This window comes from Hyunsoonleella sp. 2307UL5-6 (assembly GCF_047345485.1).
Classification (GTDB): domain Bacteria; phylum Bacteroidota; class Bacteroidia; order Flavobacteriales; family Flavobacteriaceae; genus Jejuia.
This window is the reverse complement of record NZ_JBLFEN010000002.1, coordinates 468003-492116: the sequence shown is the minus strand read 5'-3', so window position 1 is coordinate 492116 and position 24114 is coordinate 468003. Positions and strand designations below refer to the sequence as shown.

Sequence of the window (24114 nt, the reverse complement as noted above, 5' to 3'; positions counted from 1 at the left end):
AACCATACACAAAAACGATAAGCGAACCCCCTAAATCTCATACCTCAACCGAAACGTTACAAACCGCGGCTGAATAAAATATTCTGAAGCAAAAACAGATACGTTGTTATTTCCGTTTTGTATCAGCGAGGTTGTGTTTAATAAGTTGGTGGCATTAAGCGTATATTCTAACTTTGCATCTTTATCTTTTCTGTAAGACAATGACGCATTCCATATTTCAAATTCTTGAGGCGATCCATTGGAATTACTTTGTCGGTTATACGAATAATCAGTTAAAAATGTAAACTTCTTCCAGATGTAGGCATCAAACTTTATAGATGGCGCATTCGTTTTAAACGTTGTTGTGCGCCCGCCTTGTTGGTTGCGATTCACGGCATACCTGTAAGCGATCCTCACATTTGGTGCTTCTCTAAAATTGGTGCGTAATTCTGGGGTGTAGGTTTGCTGAAAACTTTCGTTTATAGAACGTTCGCCTTGTATAAACTGATTAAACTTACTGTAATTAAAACGTGTATTGATACTCGCTCTTAACTTTCCAAACGTACGCTGAAAACGTCCAAATGCTGTAACTGTTTGATCTGCAAATCCTGAATTAAAAAAATTATTAGTACGTACTACACTGTCAAAATTAGAAATTGAACGTATCTGGTCTACCGCATTACTGTAATTTACAACCGCAAACACATTGGTATAATTAAAGAGGTTAAAACTTCTGTAAATAAGACTAATATTATTTGTTAACGCATTTTGTAACTCTGGATTACCAACTTGAATGCTATTAAAACCGTTTAACACAATACCGCTTGCTAATCGTGTAACATCAGTAAATTGATTTCGCATGTTATATCTTATGGTTAAACTTTCGCTCTTTTTAAATTGAATGCGTGTTTCAAAATTTGGAAGCACTAATCCAAAATTGTCTTGAAATTCTTGTCCAAATTGGTCATTACCATATCTATACGCATGTGCCGAAAGTCCTGGTGTGAATGTAAAAATTCCAGCCTTTAACATATACTTTACACCTAAATAATAGTCGCTAAAATTATATCGAATATCATTTACATCTAGGCCATTATTAAATGTTGGCGTTGGGTCTAAACTAGAAGCATCATCTAAAATTTGAAATAAATTAGAATTAAAATCTTGCCTACTAGTAATGGCACCTAACGTAAAATTGATATTACTTTTATCATTGAGTATGTTCCAATAATCTAATTTAGCATCTAGTTGATTGGTTTCTACGCGTCTGGTTTGGTTTACATTATATCCTATTTGATTAGGATCTAGACCTAAAGCATCAGCTGTATTTTCATAGTTATCTTTATCATCTAAAATGGCATTGTAAAACGGATCTTCATCTTGTAATAAATGCTGTACTTCAAAAGCGAATATATTTGTCTCATTCAACGTATAATAATAATTTAAGTTTTGATTGATACTGTATGGCGTATTATCTTCAAACTCATTTGTATTTCCAATAACCGATGAAAATAAGTTTTGCACTTGCGATTCTTTTGTAACGCGCCCCAAAAGATCATAATCCATTTGATTATTCACATTTGGTTTGTAGGATGCACTTAATTTTAACAACCCAATATCAGAGCGTTGCTGTGTTGTTTGGTCTGTATCTTCATCAGGAATACTTAGTTCTGGATTTGTAAATTGTACGGATCGTTTTTGACGAATATCTATACGGCTACTATTAAAAATCCCAAAACCGCTAATATCTAAAGCCTTATTAGGCGAGTAGCTAAAATTACCTGAAGCTAGTTTATTCTCAATATTCTGTGCACGATTGTTTTGCGTTGCAAGAAACCCTAAATCGTTATTGCCTAGATTTAAACTAGTGCCACTATCTCTACTAGGGTTTCTAAAGCCACCACCAAAACCACGCAAATCTCTTCTTGTAAGTGCGGGTTCTCCAGTATTATTTAAATCGCCAATAAGATTAACACTGTATTTGGGGCTGTAATAAAATAACTTAGGCTGTACGAGATACAATTCGTCATCTGGCGATGTACCCGCTCCCGCAGTAACATTACCGAACCAAAAATTCTTTTTACCTTCTTTTAGTTTAATATTGATGGCGTAATTATCCTGATTGTTGGTAACACTACTTAATTGCCCTACCTCGGCATAATTTTTTAAAACCTGAACTTTATCTACAGCATTTGAGGGAATATTTTTAGTTGCCAATTTAGAATCGCCATCAAAAAAATCTTTACCGTCCACCATTACTTTTGTAACCCGCTGCCCTTCAACTTCAATTTGCCCTTCATCATTTACCTCAACTCCTGGAAGCTTTTCGAGAATATCCTCTAGTTTCCGTTCTGTTCCATTTTTAAATGAATCGGCATTATAAATTAAAGTATCACCACTAATGGTTACAGGCATTTCGTAAGTAAGCTCAACAGCATCAAGCGCATTATCAGAAAACATTGTAATAGGCTTATCAATATTCTCAGTAGTTGTTGCAATTACCTCTTCGTAGGTTTTCATTCCTATATAACTTACTTGCAATTTATAAGTTGTGTTTTTACTTAGGTTAAGGATGAATTTGCCTTTGTCGTTGGTAATTCCATAAGACTCTAAAGCACTTGTTGCTTGGTTAATAGCTACAACATTTGCAAGTTCTAGTGGCGCTCCAATACTATCTTTTACAACACCTTGTAGTTTAATTTGCGCATAGGTCATTGACACTACAAAGGCGAAGAGTATGGTTAGTTTTAGTTTCATGTGGTTGATATTTTTCCTGAGTGAGTGATTCGTTTACACGCTTTCAATACATCAGATGGATTTATGTCATTCTAAATTCAAATAAAGAGTGAGATAGAAACATATTTATTTTGCTTTAGGTTAATGGGTAGTATTAGCGTCTTCCGCCACCGCGTTGACCACCTCTTCTGAAATTATCACGCATTTCTTTAAATTTCTGGGTAGCAACTTCAACATAGGCTTCTTTGGTGATTTCTTTACCTTTTGTAGGCTGTTTAATGGTTGCTTTATCTTCTGGGTTGAGTACAATTTTTGTGCACAATATGGTTGTTTTATCTGAATTAACCTCCAGAATTAAACCCGGTAATCCCCAATAATCTCCAGGGCCTTGATTTATTGGAATTTGCATGGTATACCAAGCTGTAATTTCTATTTCAGGCTGCTCTTCTTTTTCCGTGTTTTCCTCAGTTGCGTCTTTGCTTTCATCAGCTCCATCTCTATTAGGTGGTCTTCTTAAAGCAGTCATATCAAAATCTTTCCAAGTTTTAATTGCAGTTGCTTTATAACAGGTGTATCCACCTATTTGCTTGGTTTCTCCAGTAATTTTCCAGTCTAGTTTGGGTAAATCTTCTTTTACTAAAAACAATTTTCCGAAGAGTTCTAATTCATTTAAAGAAGCTTTGGTTTGTACATTTTTATACTTCACACCATCAACCGCACCTCCCATAATTGCTGTAAACCTGCCGCCACCGCCTTGACCAGGTGCTTCTAGCTTCTCTTCTAACTTGTAAATCGATTCTGTTCTATTAAACGTCAAAACATAGTTTTTTTGAAACATATTTTTTAAGCGACTTTCCATGCGCTTTCGTTGTTCTTCACTCATGTTAGGTCTTCCAAAATTGCTCATATCTACAGAAGTTTTAGACATGTAGTACGCTTTACCTTGAAATTCTTGACTGTTTAAAACAAAGGATGAAAAGATAAAAACAAATAAAACGAGTTGTTGCAGTTTACTAGAGATCATAATGAATGCTATAAATTAATGAGATTATAAAATCCGAACACAGATTATCGGATGTTGATTAGACATCTATAGGGCAAGATGGTTTAACCCCAAACTATTAAAAATATGTTAAAATTAACTATGATCTACCATACCGTCTACCCACTCTATTATCTCTAAATTCCTTCATCTTTTTAAAGATGATATCCTTATACTCTTGTTTTGTTACTTCAGTACCTCTTTTTGGGGCTACCACCTCTGTTTTTTCTTCTGGGTTAATGGTTAGTTTAGAACATAATATGGTTGTGGTACCAGAACTTACTTCTAATATTAAACCTGGCAATCCCCAAAACTCTGATGGCCCTTGGCTTACCGGAATTTGAGGGGAATACCATGCAACAACTTCAGTCATTGGTTCTTCTTGTTTCTCAGTTTCCTCTCCATCTTCATTTTCACCTTGCTCTTGTCTCATTTGGCTCCAAGAGAATTCCCAAAATGCCATTTTGGAACTAGGCACCATTGCCGTAGCCTTAAAACATGTATAATTCCCAATTTGCTTGGTCTCTGTACCCATTTTCCAATCTATTTTTAATAGGCTGTCTTGTATTAAAAATTTTTTACCGTAAAACTCCTGTTCCTGTACAAACGTATTTGTTTTTACATTCTTGTACTGCTCGCCAGGTGTGAAATTTTTGCCCCAAGAATCTGTTGCTCCAGACATAGCATCTAACTTCTCGTATTCATTATAAACCGATGCTTCTTTATTAAAAGCTAGAATATATTTTTTTTCTAAACGATTTTTTAAACGCGCAGCGATTTGCTTTTTTTGAGCTTCACTCATTTTTGCGCCCCAGCGTCCTAAATTCATTTGAGCTTTATATACATACTCTGCTTTACCTTGAAATTCTTGTGCATGTAAAGTTTTAGTAGTTATTATGCTTAAACAAAATACAATTGCGGTTATAATTAGTGTTTTCATAATGAATATTTTATGTATATTTTGTTTAACAAATATAAATAATTATTAAACAACAATGATCGATTTAACAAAAACACTACTAATTTATATTTAAAAAACTTAGTTATTATCCTGTATAAATACTTAAAATGCAATGTACTTTATTGTATATAAATTGTTTTACTATTTCTTTTTTACAACAAACGAAATTTAAACTATTAATTGGGTGTTTGTAAAAGATCATTATAGGTTTACATCAACTTCTTAAAAGTGGTTTGATTTTTGTACTTTTCAAATTGAAATGAAATCGTTAGTCTATATTATATATTTTATTGCTGTTTTAATAGGTGCTCAAGAATCTGTTGCCATTTCACACACAAAGTCCTCAACAATCATTGGAGATAACATCATCGGAATTGATAATTTTGGTACTATTTTTTACACTAAAGGAAGTACCATTTACAAAAAAGATAAAGACACTACCATTAGTTATAATAACTTACAATTAGGAAAGTTAACCACTGTAAATAGCTTTAATCCACTTAAAATCAATGTGTTTTATCAAGAGTTGAACACGGTGATTATTCTGGACAATAGATTAGCTGAAATTTTTAAAATAGATTTTAATACTATCGATAATTACAAAAATGTTTCACATATTTCTACAGGATATGATAATACCATTTGGTTGTTTAATCAAGATACTCAATTATTAGAAGTATTTGATTACAAAACTAGAAGCACCAAAGCACAAACATTTAAACCTATAGATAGCCCTATTTTAGATTTAGAAAGCAACTATAATTATGCATACTTGCTTACAGAACATGAACTTTTAGTTTACAACTATTTTGGCAGTAGCGTAAAAACATTAAAAAACGAAGGATATACCGAAATCGCAGAAGTTAATGAGCATTTATATTTTAAAAAAGGAGATAATTTGTTTTATCTAGCCGAAGATTCAAAAACAATAATTCCTGTGAAAACCAATAATATTTTAATATCTCAGTTTTTTGTAACGAATGAAACCTTGTATATTTACAACGATGAAACTCTCCAAGAATTCCAAATAAAAAAATAATTAAATTATGCATATTGCTGTTGCTGGAAATATTGGCGCTGGAAAAACAACGCTAACAAAACTACTTGCAAAACATTATAAATGGGAAGCACAACTGGAAGATGTGGTAGATAATCCTTATTTGGATGATTTTTACAATCAAATGGAGCGTTGGAGTTTTAATTTACAAGTATACTTTTTAAATAGTAGATTTAGGCAAGTACTACAAATTAGAAAAAGCGGCAAGGATATTATCCAAGATAGAACTATTTATGAAGATGCACATATTTTTGCACCCAACCTACATGCAATGGGTTTAATGACCAATAGAGATTTTAGCAACTATAGTTCTTTATTTGATTTAATGGAATCTTTGGTGCAAGGTCCAGATTTGTTGATATATTTACGAAGTTCTATACCTAATTTAGTGTCGCAAATTCACAAACGTGGTAGAGATTATGAAAACTCTATTAGTATTGATTATTTAAGCAGATTGAATGAACGTTACGAAGCTTGGATACATGGTTACGATAAGGGTAAGTTGCTTATTATTGACGTTGATAATTTAAATTTTGTAGATAAGCCAGAAGATTTAGGTCATGTTATTAATACTATTGATGCAGAAATAAATGGCTTGTTTTAAAATGTTTTTATAAAACTTCTATATATTTCTTAAGTTCTACTGTCTGTCCGTTTTCTAAATTACCTTTTAATTTTATTTCAAAAACGCCTTTAATATCAGATGTAAAGCACTCCAATTCTATGGGTTCTGAATGAAGTTCTATATCAGGTTTCCATAATAATTGATATCTGTAATCAGGAATCCTCTTTAATTTTTCAAAGTTTTCCGAGTAATTTGGCTGAAAATATATCTTTTTCTGCTCTGGCATAAGTAAGTTAAATACCGTTGCGTGTTCATCATAAAGTGGTATATCAGTAGTATTTTCTTTTGTAGATATATCAACTATACCATTAAATGTTTTTGAACCATAAAAATAAATCCCCCTAATTAAATCTATCTTTTTAATATTATAAGGATCGTAACCAATGATATTACTAAAATCTTTGATGTAAATCCCGTTAAATAATACAAGTGGTGCATTGTTAGAATATTCATTTACATTAAATTCATCGTATCTATATACTATAAGCCTACTTTTATTATTTTCTGTTCTAATACCTGCACCCTCAACAACCTCTACGAAGGTTTCTTTTAAGGTTTTAAATCTTTTGTAATCATCTAAAACATAGGATACGCTTGGGTTACCATAAAATGGTTTTGGTGCATTGTAAGGCTTAATAGTATCTGTTTTTAAAGTACTATATGCGTTTTCAATTTGGTTACTTATATTTTTAGTTACTATCCAATTTTTTATAGTTTCATTTAAATAAACCTCTTTAAAATTTAGGTATTGATAATACGGAAATATTAAACTGTCAAGATTAATTTTATAAGATTCGTAATCAGAATCGATAAGTTGTAATATCGCTTTTGGGGTTGAATAATTACTTTTAATATTGAAATAGAATTTGCCTTGAGTATCTGATACAATGTTTTTATAAATATAGGTATTGCTAGGAATGGATAATGCAATAGTTTTTTTTGCTGCCTTGGATTGGTCGTTTTTGTTTACTATGGTACCCGAAATAATTTCACCTCTCAGCTCAGGTAGATACATTTTATTGTTAATTAAATTAATGGGTGTTTCCAGTTTATTAAAATTATCGCTAGGGCTTATGCTGTTTAATTTTCTTATAGATATAGCTAAGTTAGCATTAAGGTTTGTTTTTTTAATAGCTTTTATTTCTATGTTTATTTTGGTTCTTGTTTTGTAGGTATTAAACTCAGTTGTTAGTGTTATACCATTATCTTGTTCTACATTATCTGGTTTTATAATTTTATGAGGTTGTATAGTAAGCTGCTCTTTAATATTATCAGTTAAAATTTCTACTTTAGAAAGCTTATTTGGTATGTATGGATTTATAATGACGATATCTTTTTGTAAGAATGGTTTATCACTATTATTAAGCATCCATTTAGTAAATCCCAGTAATTTGTAGTGCCCAGTTTTTATAGAAGCAGGAATGAAAAAATCTGAACTAGCCACTCCGTTTTCTAGTACTAATTTATGCCTAAAAAGTACTTTTCTGTTTTTATCAATAAGTTCTATATATCCAATTTTACTCAGTACGCTTGGTGTTTTATTTTCGTTGTTTAATATATGCGTTTTATAATAAATTGTTTCTCCTGAAAGGAATATGTTATCGTTAGTATATAATACAATATCTTCTTTTGGTATTGCATTTAATAGATTGTTTTCCATAAGGTCTTGCACCTGAGAAAATACAATACTTTGGATAAAAAGAAATATTATAATAATTGCTTTTGCCATGTTTGTGCTTAATCTTCCCAAAAAGAGGGTATTTCACTTGATGAGAATATTGTACAATCACCACAAGGCGGATTTACAATAAATAAACCTTCATCAGATTCTTCTATATATTTAAAACCTACGTCATTAACTAATCGTAATAATCTTATTCTCTGGGTGCTATTAGTACTGAGTTCATCAAAATTAATAACATCACAATCGAAAAAATATGGAGGCAGATCAATATTAAAATCTTCATGATTAAAGTAAATTCTTTCTGAATCTACTGACGATACATCAAAAAACCCTAATACTTTTTCTTGAGTACTTTGTTGAGAAAATATATTTCCTTGAACAAAACCGGGTTGGATATCTATTAGAAGGCTCTCATCAGATGAAAGTTCTTTTAGAACTTTATAGAAGTTATTAGCATTTGCTGATTGTGTGAATTGCTTAACTAAAATACTGTAGCGAACCCTAATTATAGGGTCTTGTTCAGTTATAAATCTTACAGGAAATCTTGATACTGAATTTTCATCTAAACCATTTATACTTGTAATTATTATTTCGTTAGATTTGGTTGTTGTATAACATGTTTGCTGTTCTATAGGTCTTGGTTCCAGTCTAGTAGTATAGGTTAAACTCTCACCACTACCCATTATATTGTCAAAAAATAAATCTTCTAGTGAAAAAATAGGAGCTACAATCTTATACGTCTCTTCATATTCATATCTAAAAAAACGTGGATTGCTTGAGTTTTCTTTACTATCTACAAATACTGTAATACCATTTTGTTCACCATTATTAACGAGTTCAGCATATATGCTATCAATTTCAGAATTAGATACTAATACTTCTTCATTTGAAACATATGAGTTGCCATTTGAAGTTTGTACAAACAAAGTATAACTTTCATCATCTACAGCTTGAAATTCTTGATTAGAAGTATATATGCCTTCGCCTTGATAAGCAAATTCATAAGTTGTGCCATTGTTTGTTTCTACACGCACTTGGGCATTCGCTTCAAAATTAGGTGTATTTTCTTCAAGCCTAATCGTTCGGGACAACTTTATTTGTTGAGTTTTAAGTTCGTCTGTAATAGTAGCTTCAATAACTATGGTATCTTCAAAATTCTCTGTAACTAGAGGTAATTCTTCCACACAAGACATATTCACCAGTATTAGTAGCGCAGATATAATGCTATATAATTTTTTTAAATCCATGCTAAAACTTAAAATTATAGGTTATTGTTGGTATTGGTATCGCAAATATTGAAGATTGAAATCCTCTTATTTCTCCTTGTTCATTTACAAAAAACACAGAAAACGGATTATTTCTTCCAAGAACGTTGTACACCGAAATATTCCAGAAACTATGAGCTAGTTTAACGTTTTTATGATTTCCTTCGATATTAACACCTAAATCTAATCTGTAATAATCTGGTATTCTAAATTTATTCCTGTCGCTATACAATACTTGTTCAGAATTATTAAAAGTAAATTTTCCAATAGGGTAGGTAATAGGCCTCCCTGATTGGTAGTTAAAATTAAGAGAAAAACTGTATCGCTTAGTTAATTTGTAATTAGTTATAACACTAATATCATGAGGTCTGTCTTGGTTAGCTGGAAAGAAGTTGCCATCATTAACTCTATTGGTTATAAACTCACTGTCTAGTTTTACAAAAGTTCTAGAGTAGGTGTAAGATAGCCAACCATTAAATTTACCTTTTGTTTTTTTTAATAAAAACTCTAACCCGTAAGCTTTACCTTCGCCTTGTAACAATTCTGTTTCAATATTTTCATTAAGTAATAATTCGGCTCCTACTTTAAAATCTAGAAGGTTTCTTATTTTTTTGTAGTAGCCTTCTAAACTAGTTTCATATAAACCAAAATCAAAGTTTTTAAATAATCCTAAAGACAGTTGTTCAGCTCTTTGTGGTTCTATATTTAAATCTGATAATTTCCAAGAATCAACAGGTGAAGCAGTTGTATTAGATGATAATAAATGAGAATACTGAATGGTTTTATTGTAACCTGCCTTAATTGATAAACTTGGTGATAAAGCGTATCTAGCAGATACCCTAAATTCTGGCCCGCCGTAAGTTACTATAGGTTTGTTTCTCGTAAATTCTCTTGTTTCTACTACAGATTCTTCGCTTCTAGGCGCATCATCAGTATATATGTTTTGAGAACTTGGTCCTAATGCGGTAAACGTGGAGTATCTAAATCCTAAATTAAGTAATATATTTTTGTTTATTTCATACTCGTCTGAGATAAAAACGGCCGACTCTAAACCTCTTTCTTTAGCAACACGTTTGGATTCAACAACAGATGCATCATCTAATGGTGTTATTTCTCCGGGGTTTATAGCGTATAATTTAGAACTCGCTCCATAAGAAAATTTATGCTTTTTACTATGAATATAAGATGCTTTTAATTTAAGTTGAGTTTCATTAATGGTATACCCAAAATCAAAGTTCCTATTTAGTTGGCCATCAAATATAATGTTAAACTTATATTCAGTAGTTGCTAGTTGAAGTGCTGCTCTGTTTTTATCATTAAAGGTGTGGTTCCATTTTATGGATCCTAATCTATTACTGTAGTCAAAAACTGAATCTGATGTGATGCTAAATGTATCATTACTTAAATAGCCCGTAGCTTGAAGCGTATTTTTTTTGTTTAGTTTATGATTGTATTTTACTAGTACATCATAAAATGAGGCTTTACTATTTTTAATTGAAGGTTCAGAAACAGATTTTAAAACCCAATCAGAATACGTAGCACGACCACCAATTAAAATTCCTGCTTTATCTTTAATAATAGGTATTTCTAATAGTAAGTTCCCTGTAACAGGACCAATATTACCTTCGCCAGCAAACTCTTTTGTATTTGCTTCTTTTGTAGATATATCTATTACAGAAGATAATCTACCGCCAAATTCTGAAGGTATAGTGCCTTTATAAATATTTACACTGCCAGTAGCAAAAGGGTTTATAGCAGAAAATATACCAAAAAAGTGAGAGGGATTATATAAAACTGCATCATCAAATAGAATTAAGTTTTGGTCTACCTTTCCTCCTCTAACATTGTAACCTAAAGCACCCTCTCCAGCTGTTTTAATTCCAGGTAATGTTGTAGCTACCTTTAAAATGTCACGTTCTCCTAAAACAAGCGGAATGTTTTTTATACCCTTTACATCAATTTTAGTTACACCTACTTCAGCACTTCTAATATTATCATCTCTGTTAGATGCTATAACAACTTCATCTAGCGCTTCTAATTTTTCATACAGATTGAAACTAAGCGTACCATTACCATAAACCACTAATTTTTTTATAGGGTTGCCATATCCCATCGAAGCTATTTTAAGAATGTTAAGCCCTTTTGGAATGTTAAGGCTATAAAACCCTTTACTATTTGTAACAGTGTTAATACTAGTGCCAGCAATATAAACGCTTAAATTCTCTATAGGTTTTAGTGTTTTAGCGTCTTTTATATATCCTGAGAGTGTATAGTTTTTTTTAAGTGACGATGGATTTTCTTTGCCTATATAATAAGTTTTTCTATTTATATAAGTGTTTCTTTCGGTATACTGCTTCTGTAATACAGGTATATTTGTTTCGTTTTGTACAATGTTATTATTAGAACTTTCATTGGTTATAGATTGAAAATAATTTTCAGGAATTTCACCTCTTATTGCATTATTCTTAGAAAGAATAATTTTATTATCAATTATAAAATAGTTTATGTCGGTATTTTCTAAAATGGTTTTCAATACATCTTCAATACTAGTGTTAGTGAAGTTATTTGATATTAAAATAGTAGTATCAAGCCAATTTTCATCAAAATAAAAAGAATATTCAGTACGTTTCTCTAATGTCAATAATACATCAATAACAGTAGCTTCCGTAAACGAAATAGATATATTATTGCTTGTTTGACATAAACAGATATTCGAAAACAAAAGAAACATTAAAACAGTTTTTATTATTTTCATAAACTTATAACGTATTGTCTTTTTTATTCAATAATCTTAATAAACTACTATAAAATTTACTCTTATTATTTTTTAACAGCAATCTATTATTTTTATAATAGGATGTTATCGCAGTTTCTTTTGAAGGAAAAATTGAAATTAGATGTCTCTTTGTATTTAGTTTATAAAACTGTTTGTCATGCTCGATAAAATAATCAGTAATTATTTTGAAAGCATAAACCACCTTATTTCTTTTTATTTTTGAAATTTTACCTTTTCGGTGTTTAGTATAGAGTTTTGATGTATCATCTTTATGTAAGATTTCAAAAAAACCATTGCCATAAAAAGGTTTTAAAACAGGATTATTTTCTAATCGAACAAATTTACTTTCTAATAATTCAAACTCTTTAACCATGGTTGGGTTAAGGCTTATTATATTTGCTTTTGCATTAAAATATGGTATTAATAAGTAATCATTAAGTAAATCGTATTTAATTTCTATATCGCAATATTCTTGCCCATCATAGGTTAGCTTGCCCTTTTTAAAAGTATAAGATTTAAAAAACTTGTTATTTGTAGTAATAGTTTTCAATACTTCAGGAAAGCGGTCAATATATTCTAAACCATTAAAAACACTATGGTTTTCATACATAAATAGAGCATCAAAAACTTTATAATGTTCGCACTTTTGGTTTTCTTGAGAAAAACTTAGAGATAGAAAACCTATAGAAAAAATTACTAATGTTAGGGTATTGTGGGTCATAGTTTTTATAAAGATATAAATTTTGAATTTTATTTAAAATAAAAACCATTTTTTAACATGACACTTATAAAATTTTAATTTTATAGATTATTTAATTACAATATTTCAAAATATGATTAAAAAATTAAGTAATTATTAATTGGTTGTATTGCTACATTAAAAAAATAACATAAGTTTGACATGAAATTTGCGACAGATATGATAAGTTTAACAAAACTATTAAATACGTTTAGCTTCAAAATGATACGAGCCTCTTTTTTATTATTTTTATTCCTTTTGTTTCAAGGTAATGTAGGATTCTCTCAAGTATACAATCCTGTTAAATGGGAAACCTCAGTTGAAAAAATATCTGATACAGAATATAAGTTAATAAGTAAGGCTGCTATAGAAAAGGGGTGGCACTTATATTCTCAAAATGTTCCTGAAGGCGGGCCAGTACCAACAACGTTTACGTATGGTGAAGAAAATGATAATAATTTTTCAATTATAGAGACTACTACCGAAGGTGAAGGCCATGTTATTGACGATCCCATTTTTAACATGAAAATAAAGTTTTTTTCTGATACAGCTACCTTCGAGCAGCTCGTAAAAGTATCAAATACTACATCTACTATAAATGCCACAGTAGAATTTATGGTGTGTGACGACACAAGATGTTTGCCGCCAAATGAAATTAATTTGACTTTTAATTTACCTAAACCTGTTGTTAAAAAAAAAATAACAGAAAAAAAAAACAACTTTAACCAGTTACAAGGTAACTTCATAAACCCTGTTAAATGGAAAACTTCAGTTGAAAAAGTATCAAAAACCGAATATGATTTAGTTATTAATGCTGAAATAGAGGATGGTTGGCACGTATACTCTCAATATACTGCCGAAGGTGGAGCTTTACCTATAATTATAAAAAAAAATGAGCCCAATTCTAGTTATGAGTTAATCGGTAAAGCTAAAGAGAGCGATACCATCCAGAAATATAACGAAATATTTGAGGTGTCTGAATCATTTTTTGATAAAAAAGCGACATTAAAACAGCGTATAAAGTTAACTGATACTGATGTGTCTAATATAATATTGCGCTTAACAGGACAAGTGTGTAAAAAAGCATGTATTCAAATAGATGAAGTATTTACGTTCTCGTTAAGTGATACTAATACTAGTAATGAAGTAGTTGCCGTTAATACTAACAGCGATACTACAAATTTGATGCTATATGGCATAACTCCAAAAGATGTTAAGCTTATTAAAAATTCATCTGTTGAAAGCAAATCTTTATGGTCTATTTTTGCACTTGGGTTTTTAGGCGGTTTACTGGCACTTTTAACACCGTGTGTATTTCCTATGATTCCTTTAACGGTTAGTTTTTTTACTAAAAAAGGTGATTCTAATAAGGGTTCAGGAATATCGAAAGCTATACTTTATGGCTTTTTTATTTTGATGGTTTATTTAATTCTAAGTATTCCGTTTCATCTTTTAGACTCTGTAAATCCAGATATTTTAAATGAAATATCAACTAATATTTGGTTGAATATTATGTTTTTTGCTGTGTTTGTGTTTTTTGCATTTTCCTTTTTTGGATATTATGAGCTAACATTACCAGCCAGTTGGACTACAAAAACAACACAAGGTGAAAACGCAGGCGGTATTGTTGGTATTTTTTTTATGGCACTTACTTTGGCTATAGTGTCTTTCTCGTGTACAGGGCCTATTTTAGGCTCATTATTGGCAGGTTCTTTATCCTCAGATGGTGGTGCGTGGCAACTTACAGCTGGTATGGCAGGTTTTGGTGTATCACTTGGGCTTCCATTTGCTCTATTTGCTATGTTCCCAAATATGCTTAATGCCTTACCAAAATCTGGCGGATGGCTCAACACCACTAAAGTAATTTTAGGGTTTTTAGAATTAGCTTTAGCATTTAAATTTTTATCAAATGCAGATTTGGTAAAACGCTGGGGAATTCTAAAAATTGAGCCTTTCTTAATTATTTGGATTTTAATTTTTGCAGGGTTAGCATTATATCTTTTTGCAAAACTTAAATTTCCTCATGATTCTCCAATAAAAAAATTATCTTTTTCTAGAATTGCAGGTGGTGTTTTAGTGGCTTCATTTGTAATTTATTTGGTTTCTGGCTTCAGAGTGAATAAAGAAACCAACACATATGTACCCTTAACCTTACTTAGCGGATTAGCTCCTCCTGTGGGATATAGTTGGTTTTACCCAAGTGAGTCTACAAATAATTTAAAAACGTTTAAAGATTTAAAAGAAGGCATTGCTTATGCAAAAGCAGTAAATAAACCTGTGATGTTAGATTTTACAGGATATGCTTGTGTAAACTGTAGAAAGATGGAAGAACACGTATGGCCATTAGAAAAGATAGATAATTATCTTAGAAACGAGTACGTGTTAATTTCGTTATATGTTGATGATAAAAAAGAGTTACCCCAAGAACAAAGGGTAGAAGTAACACGTATTAACGGAGGAAAACGATTACTGAAAAACTATGGACATAAATGGGCGAATTTTCAAACCCAATTTTTTAAATCTAATTCGCAGCCGTACTATGTGTTGTTTAATCCTAAAACCAATGAAGTATTAAACGAGCCTGTAGGTTACACACCTAATGAAGAAGATTATGCTAAATTTTTACAAGAGGGATTAAGCCTGTTTAACTAATAAAACCATTTTTTTTAGCGTGTGTTATAGCTTGCGTACTACTTTCAACTAATAAAACAGGAGTGTTTTTATAGTCTTTATATAAAGCCTTTACGCGTAGCATTTTCTTTTTATGCTTTACGCTTCTTAAATAAATAGCCGAAATTCGATCAGGATAATGTTGTGCAATTTCCTTATAAATATCAGGATCGTGCTCGCCGCTATCTCCAATTAAAATGAAATTTAAATGTGGATAGGTTTGTAATAAATTTAAAATTTCTTTTTGTTTTTGAGGTTTTTCTCCTTCAATTTTCTTTTGAAATGGCGTTGGGAAATTCCTTAAAATAATAGGTCCTTTTGGGAAGTTGTTCTTTTTTAGAAAATAGTCTAAATAACGATACAAATTCCATGGACTATGACTTACATAAAACATAGGATTTGCTTCATCTTTTGATGTGCCTTGGTGTAATAAATGATAAAACTCTGGTGCGCCATCTAAAGGACTTCGTTTTCCGGCTGATTTAAAGATAGTGTTGTAAATAACCCGCCATTTTAAAGTAGATACTAAACCCGTATGCAAAATAGTATCATCAATATCACTTATAACTCCAAATTTACATTTTGGTGATGGTACTAACATTTCACCTGGAAACTTATTATCTAATTTGATGATTCTATTTAAATGTTTTGTTTTAAAAGACCACTGCATGTGTATCCAACCTTCAGAATTCATATAGTTCATGAGGTTTTCAACAGTTTCATCAACTAGAAAATAGCCGCTATCATCTGTTCGTGTATGTAAAATTTTATCGTCTCCAATTTTTACTGTGAGTTCAGTATTTCTAATTTCGTCTGATTCAAAACGTTTCCAAGCGTTAATTACGAGATTAAAAACCCCTTTTTTTTCTAAATTAATAGTTTCATCTTCTAATGCACGTCCTCTTAAATACACACGATTAGTAGTACCATAAGTTTGAAATGGTATAATTTGAAGCGGGTCTTTTTTGAACATGATATTTTTTTGAGAAAAGATAAAATAAAAGCCACGATAAACGTGGCTTTAAAATAAACAATGTGAGCTTATTTAGTTTAGTTGAATGCGTTTTTTTAATTATGATGCAGTTTCTACTTTTTTGATAGCTTTCACTTTTGCATCAACTTCAGTTTTGGTACCTGTAATAGTTTCGTAAGTTGTAGACGCTTCACCATTAATAGTTGTGATAGTAGTTACCACAGCTTTTACAATACCATTATCACTTGATTCTGTAAAATTCACTTTTACTTCTTTTTGAATTTCAACCTGCTCAATGTTATTGTCTTCAGATACATACGCCGTAACAACATCTGCAGACATAGCGATACTTGGCGCAATTACAAGTGCTACAACACTCATTAATTTCAATAAGATATTTAAAGAAGGCCCAGAAGTGTCTTTAAATGGATCTCCTACGGTATCACCAACAACGGCTGCTTTATGAGCATCTGTACCTTTTCTACCTTCTTCTTCAATAGTTTTTTTAGCATTATCCCAAGCGCCTCCAGCATTAGATTGAAAAATTGCCATAAGCACACCACATGTAGTTACACCAGCAAGAAGGCCACCTAACATTTCAGCACCTCCTAAAAAACCAACAGCAACAGGTACAGCTATGGCTAATAACCCTGGTAATACCATTTCTTTAATAGACGCTTTAGTAGAAATATCAATACATTTACCATAATCTGCTACGCCATCTGCAGCATCAAATATTTTTCGTTGTTCTGCAGTTGCTTTTGTCATATCAGAGTCTACTGCTCTCATAACTTCTAAAGCAGCCTTAAGTTTAGGAATATCTCTAAATTGGCGACGCACTTCTTCTATCATTGCCATTGCAGCTCTACCTACAGCATTCATGGACAGTGCAGAAAACACAAATGGTAACATACCACCTATTAGTAATCCCGCCATAATATCTGGTCTAGACACATCAATTGAAGTTACGTTTGCAGTTTTCATAAATGCAGCAAACAATGCCAATGCGGTTAATGCAGCAGATGCAATAGCAAATCCCTTACCAATAGCAGCTGTTGTATTTCCAACGGCATCTAACTTATCAGTACGCTCACGAACTTCACTAGGTAATTCTGCCATTTCTGCAATACCACCTGCATTGTCACAAATAGGGCCGTAAGCATCAACAGCTAGTTGAATACCTGTATTAGCTAACATACCAACGGCAGCAATTGCTATTCCATATAAACCAGCAAAATGGTGTGATACCATAATGGCTGCAGCAATTAATAGAATTGGGATAGCTGTACTCATCATACCAACACCTAATCCTGAAATAATATTTGTAGCAGCACCCGTTTCAGATTGCTTAACAATAGACATTACAGGTGTTTTACCTGTAGCGGTGTAATATTCGGTTATTTTACCAACTGCTAAACCAGCCACTAAACCAGCAATAGTTGCCCAAAACACACCCATAGACGTATATGTTGTTCCTGCATCTACCCAAGATTCTGGTAGCATTTGATTAATTATAAAATAGGATGCTATTAACATTAATCCCGCTGAACCAAATTCTCCAATGTTTAATGCGGTTTGGGGGTTTCCACCATCTTTTACACGTACAAAAAATGTTCCTAAAATAGACATTACAATACCTACAGCAGCAAGTACTAATGGTAAATATACCGCACCTAAACCATCAAAAGCACCTTGAAATTCTGGTAGTGTTGCATAAATAGCACCTAAAACCATGGTACCTATAATAGAACCAACGTAAGATTCAAATAAATCAGCTCCCATTCCAGCAACATCTCCAACGTTATCTCCAACATTATCTGCAATAGTAGCAGGATTTAATGGATGATCTTCTGGTATACCAGCTTCTACTTTACCAACTAAATCTGCACCAACATCGGCTGCTTTTGTATAAATACCACCACCTACACGTGCAAATAATGCAATAGATGAAGCACCAAGGGAAAATCCAGAAAGAACATTAAGTACTTCGCCTAGTGCCCAACCTTGTCCACTATATATCATAAATAGCCCACTAAGACCTAACACTCCAAGTCCTACAACACCCAAACCCATAACAGCACCACCTGCGAAGGCTACTTCTAAAGCTCTTCCTAATGAATGACGTGCAGCTTGTGTTGTTCTAACATTAGCTTTAGTAGCTACTTTCATTCCTATAAATCCTGCCAATGCAGAACAGATTGCTCCAACTATAAATGATACAGCTACCATTCCATTAGATCCATCTTCAGAGCTTCCTTTAAAAAATAATAGTACTGCAACTGCAGCAACAAAAATTGCTAAAACTTTGTATTCAGCTTTTAGAAATGCCATTGCACCATCTGAAATATTTTTTGCAATTCGAGACATTTTGGCTTCTCCAGCATCTTGCTTAGATACCCAAACATTTTTAATAAATACAAACGCTAAGGCTAAAACACCAAACAGCGGTAAAAAATTCACTATATATTCCATATTCTAAATCGGTTAGTTAAATGATTATTTTAATAACGGAGTTAAAAATAGGAAAATAAAAGTGATAAAAAAAAGACTATTTAAATAAAGATTTAATAACATAATGCCCTATAAATTATATTATTCATAAAACAATGATTATTGTCATCTAATTTAAATTTGTAAACAAAAAATGCTCGCTTTTGCGAGCATTTTAAAGTATTTGAATAAATAATTTTTATTAAATAGTAAATGTTCTTTTTTTCTTGTGTTCGCTGTCGTCATAGCGTTTTACACATTCGGCGTAAATTTTTCGTGCCTCTTCTGCATTACCCCAGCCACCAACATCTACTTTTTTCTTCTCTAAATCTTTATAAACCTGAAAGAAGTGTTCTATTTCTTTTAAACGGTGTGGGTTAAGGTCTTTTATATCGCTTCGTTTGCTCCAAACAGGATCAGAAACTGGGACACATATAATTTTTTCATCAGGGCCTTTTTCATCGGTCATATGAAATACACCTATTGGTCTTACTTCCATAACAACCATAGGGTAAGAGGGTTCTGTTGATAACACTAAAACATCAAGAGGATCTTTGTCTAGTGCTAAAGTTTCTGGTATAAACCCATAATCTCCAGGATACATCATTGATGAGAACAATGTTCTATCAAATCTTATTTTATGTAAAGTGAAGTCGTATTCGTATTTATTTCTACTTCCTTTAGGTATTTCAATTAAAACGTCAAACGTTAATTTTGTTTTATTACTCATACATTATAATTTGGGCAGTAAAAATACTTAACCCTTAAGGTTAAAACAACTATTATGCTTTGTATTTACTTTAATTTACGAAACCTTAATGTTATTTTAATGAAAATGTCTAATTGACAGAATAATAGGTCAATATTTACTAACTTGCTAATCTTATTTTAACCTTACTAATTTAATAATATGAGATACTTAACGACTATTATTTTTATACTATTTGTTATTCAAATTCAAAGCCAAAACCAACCTTGGAAAGGCAAATTTGAACCTATTGATAATTTGCTGTCTCCTGTAAATTCCTACAGAACAGCAAGTGGTGCACCAGGTAATGCTTATTGGCAACAACGTGCAGACTATAAAATTAAAGCCACAATAAATGAAAAGGACAACACACTTTCAGGTGAAGAAACGATTACATACTATAATAATTCTCCAGATGATTTAAATTACCTGTGGATTCAATTAGAACAAAATGTAAACAAAAAAGAAAATGAAGATTTTGGTACTATTAATAATAGTCTAAAAGATGGTATTAATACTAGGCAAATGCAGTTTTTAACTAGAGCTGTAGATTTTCCTGCGGGTTACACTATTAAATATATTAAAGGATCAAATGGAAAACCCATTAAATCTTTAGTAAATAATACGATGATGAAAGTGTTACTGGACATACCCTTAAAATCTGGAACTAGTTTAACGTTTTCGATAGGATGGTCTTATCCAATTACAGATAGAAGTTTATATAGACTATCTCGTGAAGGTTATGAGTATTTTCCTAAAGACGATAATACGGTTTTCCTTATTGCACATTGGTTTCCTAGAATGGCGGTATATAATGATACTGAAGGTTGGCAAAATCAGCAATTTCAAAAATTAGGCGAATTTGCTTTAGAGTTTGGAGATTATGATGTTGAAATCACAGTTCCTTCCGATCATATTGTAGCATCTACTGGAGAACTTCAAAATCCAGACAACGTATTAACAAAACAACAACGTAAACGCTTAAACGAAGCTAAAAAATCGTTTGATAAGCCTGTAATTATTATTTCAAAAGAAGAAGCAGAAGAAAATGAGCAGGAGAAATCTAAAACAATCAAAACATGGCACTATACTGCTAAAAATGTTAGAGATTTTGCTTTTGCGTCCTCAAGAAAATTTATGTGGGATGCGCAAGCGGTTAAATTACCAACAAATACTGTTATGGCAATGTCTTATTACCCTAAAGAAGGGCTTCCAGTATGGCAAGAAGAATCAACAAAATCAATTATGCATGCTCTAGAAGTATATTCTGAAGCTACGTTTGATTATCCCTATCCTGTTTGTATTTCGGTTAATACATCTAATATTGGTATGGAATTTCCTATGATTAGTTTTAATGGTGGAAGACCTAAAAATGGGAAAATGAGTAAAAGTGCTAAAGCTAGTATGATAGGAACAATTATTCATGAGGTTGGGCATAATTGGTTTCCTATGATTGTAAGTTCAGATGAACGCAAATGGATGTGGATGGACGAAGGCTTGAATACTTTTTTACATCAACGTACCGTTGCAGAACGTTACCCAGAATTTAGCAGTGTAACACCAAAAAGTATTGTGCCTTTTATGAGTGGCGATAAAAATATATTGCGACCAATAATGACGACTTCGGATAATGAATTATTCAATCAATTTGGGTCAAATTTCTACATTAAGCCAACAGTTGGCTTACAAATGTTACGACATTCAATAATTGGTGAAGAATTATTCGATGCCGCTTTTAAAGAATATGCAAACCGTTGGAAATATAAACATCCAAACCCTTCGGATTTATTTAGAACTTTGGAAGATGCTACTGCCACAGATTTGGATTGGTTTTATAGAGGTTGGTTTTTTACAACTGATAATGTAGATATGGAACTCTCAAACGTAAAATGGTTTAAGGTTTATGAGGAAGATAAAAATATTGAAGATCAAACAAAAAGCTCGCAAGTAGCAGCAGAAGGGAACAACACGTCTGAAGCTTCAAAAGATTTTTCGGATGGTCCAGAGGTGATAACCATGGCTAAAACTCCAGATAATTCATACGGTCAATTTTTATCACGACTAGATGAAAATACAATAAGAAAACAGTTGTCTGGTAAAAACCTTTATGAAGTTACTATTAAAAATGTTGGTGGTTTAGTAATGCCAGTAACTATAGAATGGATTTTTACAGATGGTTCATCAGAAATAGATAAGTTGCCTGCACAAATTTGGCGAAGAAATGAGTATGAGGTTAAAGAAGTGTTTATAAAAGATAAAGAAGTAAAAACAGTTAATCTGGATCCTAATTTTGAGTTTTCTGATACTGATATGTCTAATAATGTTTTTCCAAAATCAACCACTATTTCAGAATTTAATACCTTCAAAAATAAAAAATAATACACTAAAACATACTATAAAACAAAAATCCATGAACTTATCATGGATTTTTTGTTTCGATTTTTTGCCCAAAAATCGTACGCTTAAACTAACTCAAACTAAACTAATCTACTATATGAAAAAACTCTTTCAAGCAATTTATTTCCCTTTTCTCATACAAAGATAATACTAGATTTTGATATATTTTTATATATCTTTTTTATATAATAGATAAATTAATTTTATGCAAAAAAAGAAAAACCCATGATTTCTCATGGGCTTTCCGTGACAATTTCAAACTATTAACCAAACTAAATTTTGTTATTCGCCTTGTCCTAAAGAAAATGCTCTTTTTCCATTAAACTCATAAAGGTTTTCTGTTTTTATCACATCCATTCCTTCATTATGTAGTTTTGATAGTAGTGCGATTACTTGCTCAAACTCTACTGGCTTATATACTGGCTCACTATTATTAATATCTGCATCTATAGCTACAAATCTACATCGCCAATGATCTGTACAATAGGTTTCTTTTAACCCTTTTGGGTAAACTTTTACGCCTCTGTTAGTAATCATTTTTAACTTCAACTTAAATGCACTAATATTAGAAAGTATTTTACCTATTTCTTCTGGGTTAGACCCTTTCCAATCAATAAACACATCAACACCTAACAATTGTTTATCTGCTTCCTTACGCTTATACTCTGGAATAGTAATTTTTCCAGTACCATTAGCCAACGTGCTTTCGGGTAGCTTTTTGGGCTTTTCTCCAAGCCTTTCAATTACCGCATCAGCAAATTCTGAGGTAGATACTTTTTTGATGCTAAACTTATTGTTGTATATATCTGCAGTATGGTAACCCTCTTCTAAAGTAGTTAACCACGCATTTTTAATAGTATCAGCTATTTCTGTTTGACCAATGTATGCTAGCATATTAATAGCTGCATTTAATAACCCTGAAGGGTTTGCTTTATTTTTGCCAGCGATATCTGGTGCAGAACCATGAATAGCCTCAAACATTGCTATGTTTTTTCCGATGTTTGCCGAACCTGCCAAACCTACTGAACCACCAATTTCTGCAGCAATATCAGAAATAATATCTCCATATAAATTTGAAGTTACAATCACATCATAACGCTCTGGATGCGCTGCTAAATGTGCAGCTCCTATATCGATAATTTGAGATTCGTTAATGATGTTTGGGTATTCTGCAGCAATTTCAACGAATATTTTATGGAACAGACCATCGGTCAATTTCATAATATTATCCTTTATCATGCAGGTTACTTTTTTTCTGCCGTATGCTTTGGCATATTCAAACGCATAACGAATAATTCTTTCACAGCCTGGTCTGGTAATTAATTTTAAACATTGTACTACGTCGTTTGTCTGTTGGTGTTCAATACCAGCATATAAATCCTCTTCATTTTCACGAACAATAACTACATCCATATTTGGAAAATTCGTTTTAACATACGGATGTAAAGCAGTAACTGGACGCACATTTGCAAATAACCCAAGTGATTTTCTCAATGTAACATTTAAACTTTTATAGCCTTTTCCTTGAGGTGTAGTTACTGGAGCTTTTAAAATTATTTTAGCATCACTTATCGTTTTCCAAGCATTTTTTTCTATACCTGATGTATTACCAGACAAATACACTTGTTCTCCAAGTTCTATAAAACTTGGTTCTATATTAGCGCCTGCTGCTTTAAGAATTTTTAATGTTGCACCCATTATTTCAGGACCAATACCATCGCCTTGTGCAACTGCAATTTTTACTTTTTTTGCTGTTTTATTCTTTTTTGAACTTCCGTTTAATAATTCTGCTTCCATGTCTTAATTATTGATTACAGTACAAAACTAAAAGAAACTTTTGATATATTTTTATATATACTTTTTATAAAATACATAAATATTTTTTATGTGTTAAATAAAATTGCGATAAGATACATTGGGTCACGAAAGAAGCAATAATTTTATGAAACTAAAATGTCAACTATTACTAATG

Annotated in this window: 15 protein-coding genes; 4 read left to right on the top strand and 11 right to left on the bottom strand. The window is 31.7% G+C overall.

Translation table 11 applies throughout. The features are described from left to right. Positions 1 to 30: 30 nt before the first annotated feature. The 3 genes from ACKGJY_RS05585 to ACKGJY_RS05575 all read right to left on the bottom strand — a co-directional run bounded on the left by ACKGJY_RS05585 (position 31) and on the right by ACKGJY_RS05575 (position 4697). Positions 31 to 2736, bottom strand: coding sequence for a carboxypeptidase regulatory-like domain-containing protein (locus ACKGJY_RS05585; protein ID WP_413972872.1), 2706 nt, complete (start codon positions 2734 to 2736; stop codon positions 31 to 33). Between the two features lie 133 nt (positions 2737 to 2869). Continuing rightward, entirely contained in the window at positions 2870 to 3739 is an 870-nt protein-coding gene (locus ACKGJY_RS05580) for a GLPGLI family protein (protein ID WP_413972871.1), read from the bottom strand. 118 nt (positions 3740 to 3857) lie between these two features. Beyond that, entirely contained in the window at positions 3858 to 4697 is an 840-nt protein-coding gene (locus ACKGJY_RS05575; RefSeq protein ID WP_413972870.1) for a GLPGLI family protein, read from the bottom strand. A gap of 280 nt (positions 4698 to 4977) precedes the next feature. Between ACKGJY_RS05575 and ACKGJY_RS05570 the strand changes: the two genes are divergently transcribed. Both ACKGJY_RS05570 and ACKGJY_RS05565 read left to right on the top strand, forming a co-directional pair. Further along, positions 4978 to 5757 carry a hypothetical protein gene (locus ACKGJY_RS05570; RefSeq protein WP_413972869.1) on the top strand — a complete coding sequence of 260 codons (780 nt, stop codon included), beginning with the start codon at positions 4978 to 4980 and terminating at the stop codon, positions 5755 to 5757. A gap of 7 nt (positions 5758 to 5764) precedes the next feature. Further along, positions 5765 to 6379, top strand: coding sequence for a deoxynucleoside kinase (locus tag ACKGJY_RS05565; protein WP_413972868.1), 615 nt, complete (start codon positions 5765 to 5767; stop codon positions 6377 to 6379). Between the two features lie 7 nt (positions 6380 to 6386). Here ACKGJY_RS05565 and ACKGJY_RS05560 read toward each other — a convergent pair whose 3' ends face one another. Genes ACKGJY_RS05560 through ACKGJY_RS05545 form a run of 4 tightly spaced genes read right to left on the bottom strand, consistent with a single transcriptional unit; the run spans position 6387 to position 12846 of the window. Next, the gene (locus ACKGJY_RS05560) at positions 6387 to 8129 is read right to left on the bottom strand and encodes a hypothetical protein (RefSeq protein WP_413972867.1); all 1743 of its coding nucleotides are present in this window, start codon (positions 8127 to 8129) and stop codon (positions 6387 to 6389) included. Between the two features lie 8 nt (positions 8130 to 8137). Then, positions 8138 to 9331 (bottom strand): DUF4249 domain-containing protein, encoded by a 1194-nt coding sequence (locus ACKGJY_RS05555; protein WP_413972866.1) that lies wholly within the window; start codon positions 9329 to 9331, stop codon positions 8138 to 8140. A 1-nt stretch (position 9332) separates the two neighbouring features. Beyond that, a complete protein-coding gene (locus ACKGJY_RS05550; RefSeq protein ID WP_413972865.1) occupies positions 9333 to 12104 on the bottom strand; it encodes a TonB-dependent receptor in 2772 nt (923 codons plus the stop codon). 4 nt (positions 12105 to 12108) lie between these two features. Further along, positions 12109 to 12846 (bottom strand): hypothetical protein, encoded by a 738-nt coding sequence (locus ACKGJY_RS05545; protein WP_413972864.1) that lies wholly within the window; start codon positions 12844 to 12846, stop codon positions 12109 to 12111. 180 nt (positions 12847 to 13026) lie between these two features. Between ACKGJY_RS05545 and ACKGJY_RS05540 the strand changes: the two genes are divergently transcribed. Continuing rightward, a complete protein-coding gene (locus ACKGJY_RS05540; protein ID WP_413972863.1) occupies positions 13027 to 15516 on the top strand; it encodes a protein-disulfide reductase DsbD family protein in 2490 nt (829 codons plus the stop codon). On the opposite strand, the gene ACKGJY_RS05535 is transcribed toward ACKGJY_RS05540, so the two are convergent. The 3 genes from ACKGJY_RS05535 to ACKGJY_RS05525 all read right to left on the bottom strand — a co-directional run bounded on the left by ACKGJY_RS05535 (position 15509) and on the right by ACKGJY_RS05525 (position 19727). Continuing rightward, positions 15509 to 16507 carry an App1 family protein gene (locus ACKGJY_RS05535; RefSeq protein WP_413972862.1) on the bottom strand — a complete coding sequence of 333 codons (999 nt, stop codon included), beginning with the start codon at positions 16505 to 16507 and terminating at the stop codon, positions 15509 to 15511. The two genes, ACKGJY_RS05540 and ACKGJY_RS05535, sit on opposite strands and share 8 nt — an antisense overlap. A gap of 99 nt (positions 16508 to 16606) precedes the next feature. Further along, complete coding sequence (locus ACKGJY_RS05530) at positions 16607 to 18979, bottom strand: sodium-translocating pyrophosphatase (RefSeq protein WP_413972861.1); 2373 nt, start codon at positions 18977 to 18979, stop codon at positions 16607 to 16609. 220 nt (positions 18980 to 19199) lie between these two features. Next, complete coding sequence (locus ACKGJY_RS05525) at positions 19200 to 19727, bottom strand: inorganic diphosphatase (RefSeq protein ID WP_413972860.1); 528 nt, start codon at positions 19725 to 19727, stop codon at positions 19200 to 19202. A 180-nt stretch (positions 19728 to 19907) separates the two neighbouring features. Here ACKGJY_RS05525 and ACKGJY_RS05520 point away from each other — a divergent pair, with 180 nt between their 5' ends. Beyond that, positions 19908 to 22124 carry a M1 family metallopeptidase gene (locus ACKGJY_RS05520; protein WP_413972859.1) on the top strand — a complete coding sequence of 739 codons (2217 nt, stop codon included), beginning with the start codon at positions 19908 to 19910 and terminating at the stop codon, positions 22122 to 22124. A 300-nt stretch (positions 22125 to 22424) separates the two neighbouring features. On the opposite strand, the gene ACKGJY_RS05515 is transcribed toward ACKGJY_RS05520, so the two are convergent. Then, positions 22425 to 23939 carry an NADP-dependent isocitrate dehydrogenase gene (locus tag ACKGJY_RS05515; protein WP_413972858.1) on the bottom strand — a complete coding sequence of 505 codons (1515 nt, stop codon included), beginning with the start codon at positions 23937 to 23939 and terminating at the stop codon, positions 22425 to 22427. Between the last annotated feature and the right edge of the window lie 175 nt (positions 23940 to 24114).